Origin of the sequence: Mesorhizobium sp. M7A.F.Ca.CA.004.12.1.1 (assembly GCF_003997835.1) — a bacterium.
Classification (GTDB): domain Bacteria; phylum Pseudomonadota; class Alphaproteobacteria; order Rhizobiales; family Rhizobiaceae; genus Mesorhizobium.
The window spans coordinates 1-1,353 of record NZ_RZRK01001173.1 but is presented as its reverse complement, the minus strand read 5'-3'; the positions used below and the strand labels follow the sequence as shown (position 1 = coordinate 1,353).

2 protein-coding genes are annotated in these 1,353 nt (G+C 65.9%); both read right to left on the bottom strand.

Annotated features, from left to right (window positions below; all coding sequences use genetic code 11):
• A partial coding sequence (locus EN984_RS34820) for an RNA polymerase sigma factor (RefSeq protein WP_164765931.1) occupies positions 1 to 957 on the bottom strand: 957 nt, incomplete at its 3' end.
• Entirely contained in the window at positions 954 to 1,328 is a 375-nt protein-coding gene (locus EN984_RS34815; protein WP_127270092.1) for a YciI family protein, read from the bottom strand. The genes EN984_RS34820 and EN984_RS34815, both read right to left, overlap by 4 nt.
• Positions 1,329 to 1,353 lie beyond the last annotated feature (25 nt).

Here is a 1,353-nt window from a genome sequence, read left to right as displayed (position 1 = left end):
GAGCAGGTCGATCTCGTTCCAGTCGGTATCCTCCGCCTTTTCGGCCCGCGCGTGCAGTGCGGCAATCGCCGCTTGCACCTGGTAGGGGCCGGGCTTGCGATGGCGTAGCGCCTTGTCGACCAGCGCCAGCCCCTCATCGATCATCTTGCGGCTCCACAGGCTGCGATCCTGGTCTTCGAGCAGCACGATCTCGCCGCTCTCGTCGAAACGGGCCGGTGCGCGCGCATGCTGCAGAAGCAACAGCGCCGTCAGCCCCATGATCTCCGGCTCGGTCTGGAACAACCGCAGCAGGAGCCGTGCCAGCCGGATCGCCTCCTCGCACAGCGGTGCGCGGGCCGGCGCCTCGCCGCTGTTGGTCGAATAGCCCTCGTTGAAGACCAAGTAGACCATGGCGGCGACGGCGGCGAGGCGTTCCGACCGCTCGACCGCGCCCGGCGTCTCGAACGGCACGCCGGCGTCCGCAATGCGCGCCTTGGCGCGAGTGATGCGCTGCTCCATGGCGCTTTCGCCAACCAGGAAGGCGCGCGCGATCTGCTTGACCGTAAGACCGGAGACGATGCGCAGCGCCACCGCGATCTGCTGCGTTGCCGGCAGATCAGGATGGCAGCAGATGAACAGCAGCCGCAATATGTCGTCGCGGTAGTGCGCCCCGTCCAGCCGCTCGGCGATATCGCTCTCGGCGTCCTCCAGATCCGAAACCTGGTCTTCCTCCGGCATCGGCGCCTGCTTGGCGCGCTTGCGCACCGCATCGATGCCGCTGTTGCGGCCGACGAAGATCAGCCACGCCGCCGGGTCGCGCGGCGGCCCGTTCTGCGGCCAGTTCTTCAGCGCCCTGAGGCACGCGTCCTGGAAAGCTTCCTCCGCCGTATCGAGATCGCGGAAATAACGCAGCAGCGCACCCATCGCCTGCGGGCGGGCGGCGCTGATCGCGGAGCTGATCCAGGCCATTTCGGTCATGCGGAAACCTTGGCGGGATTGAAGATCGAGACCGGCCGGATCTCATAGGAGCCGCCGCTCGGGTTGACTTCGGAAAGCTCGCGGGCGAACTCCACCGCCTCGTCGAGATCGGCGCATTCGAGCGTGTAGAAGCCGAGGAACTGTTCCTTGGTCTCGGCGAACGGCCCGTCGATGACGACCGATTCGCCCTTGACCTTTCTCAGGGTCGTCGCGGCGGTCGTCGGCAGAAGCCGTGCCACCGGGCCGAGCCGACCAGCCTTGGCGTACTTGTCCTGAACGTCGAGGAGATTGGCCATGACCTCGTCGTCCTGTGCCTTGCTCCAGGAGCAGACGACATCTTCGGAGGCATAGCAGAGGATTGCGTAGAGCATGGCGGGTCCTTTTTTCTGTCAAAAG

Excerpts from the sequence above, each read along its gene's own strand:
- EN984_RS34815 (WP_127270092.1), bottom strand. The coding sequence starts at position 1,328 with ATGCTCTACGCAATCCTCTGCTATGCCTCCGAAGATGTCGTCTGCTCC.